Annotated in this window: 2 protein-coding genes; one reads left to right on the top strand and one right to left on the bottom strand. The window is 63.6% G+C overall.

Annotated elements, in window-relative coordinates; genetic code table 11:
• Window positions 1-896: MFS transporter (locus A2J03_RS12050; protein ID WP_442971345.1), on the bottom strand; the 896-nt coding region annotated here is incomplete at its 3' end.
• A gap of 203 nt (window positions 897-1099) precedes the next feature.
• Here A2J03_RS12050 and A2J03_RS12045 point away from each other — a divergent pair.
• On the top strand, window positions 1100-1790 hold a 691-nt coding region (locus tag A2J03_RS12045; RefSeq protein WP_068373906.1), incomplete at its 3' end, for a TetR/AcrR family transcriptional regulator.

The following is a 1790-nucleotide window of genomic DNA, read 5'->3' as shown; positions in this document are numbered from 1 at the left end:
ACCGAGATCACGATGAGCGGCACGACCATAGGGGTCAACGCCAGCGCGGCGGTGAGCGGTCCATAACCGAGAATCAACTGCAGATACTGCACCAACAGCAAGAACACCCCGAAGGTCACCAGAAATTGGATACAGACCGACAGTGCGCCGGCACCGAAGCCACGGCGGGCGAACAACCGGACATCGAGTAGGGGTGCCGAGGAACGTAGTTCTACGACGACGAACACCACAACTGCGAACAAGCCCACCGCAGTGCTGATGGCGACGAGCGAATCCGACCAGCCACGGGCCGGAACCTCGATCACAGCGAAGACGATCGCCCCGACCGCGACAACTACGGTCACCGCGCCCACCCAATCGACCGGTGGATGCTCCTGCTGGCGGGACTCCGCGATACTGCATGCCAACCCGGCCAGAACCGCTCCGGCGACGGTCAACCCGACGAACACCGAGGTCCACGACCACTGTTCGAGCAGCACACCAGCCCCGAGGATGCCCAGGACCGCCCCGGATCCAGCAACCCCGGCCCACACACCTACAGCGCGGCCGCGATGCGCCGGTGGAAATCCCGCGGTCAGTATCGACAGGGTAGAGGGCATGACCAGCGCCGCACCCGCCCCAGCCAACGCGCGAGCAGCGATCAGCCACGCCGGGTCGGCGAGAAACAAGGGCAATGCCGACGCGAAAGCGAACAACGCCAACCCCGCCACGAGCACCCCCCGGCGACCGTACCGGTCACCGATCGCACCGGCAGGCAGAACGAAGCACGCCAAAACCAACGTATAACCGTCGACTATCCAGGTCAGTTGAGCTTGCGTCGCCCCTGTCGCGACCGCGATCTGGGGCAACGCTGAATACAATGCTGCCATTGCGGCCACCACCAACGCGACTGCCATGCACGACACAATCAACATCCACCACTGGGCACCGCTCCATCGAGCGACGCTGGCAGAGTCGGATCTACGTTCGTTCAACGGCCAGCCTCCCAGTTCGAGACTGATCGTCTCGGTACGAGACTATTAGTATCATAACTTTGCGGGTGTGACAGAATGGTCAAGCGAGGACATGTCTTGTCAGTCAAATGGAGCGGAGCCCGTTCATGGTCGACCCTCTCGTTGCAGCCGAGGGCCCGGCCGACCCCCGGCTGGCGCGCTCACGTAACCGGTTACTCGAAGCGGCGGGCCAGCTGCTGGCCACCGGCGGTGTCGAGGCGGTCACCGTGGAGGCGGTCACCCGCATGTCGAAGGTTGCACGTGCCACGCTGTACCGCCACTTCGGAAGTACCACTGACCTGCTTGCTGCAACCTTCGAGCGACTACTCCCCCCAGTCGACACCGATATCGATACCGGTCCGCTACGTGAACGTCTGATTTCGTTGCTCACCACCCAAGCCGACCTCATCGACCAAGCTCCCGTGCAGATGACCACGCTGGCCTGGCTGGCAATGGGACCCGTCAACAGCGGCGACGCCAGCCGGCGCGATCTCGATCCTGGCGCGGTGGTCTCGCTTCGGGCCCGTGTCATAGAGCAATACCGCAAGTCCCTGGATCAGATCCTGACGGCCCCTGACGCCCGCGCTGTACTCGGCGAGATCGACACCACCTTCGCCCTCATTCAGCTCCTCGGACCGATAGTGTTCGCTCGCCTCACAGGACTGCGCCACATCCACGCCGACGACTGCATCCAAATCGTCGACAACTTTCTCGCCGCCCATGCCGCAAGTGTCCGATCGAGCACTTCGCGCGACAACAGCCGTCCACGGCCGGCCGCGACGCTAGACCCGCAGCTCA

It is taken from the genome of Rhodococcus sp. EPR-157 (genome assembly GCF_001647195.1).
Taxonomy (GTDB): Bacteria; Actinomycetota; Actinomycetes; order Mycobacteriales; family Mycobacteriaceae; genus Rhodococcoides.
The sequence above is the reverse complement of the archived record's forward strand: the minus strand, read 5'-3'. Positions and strand labels throughout refer to the sequence as shown.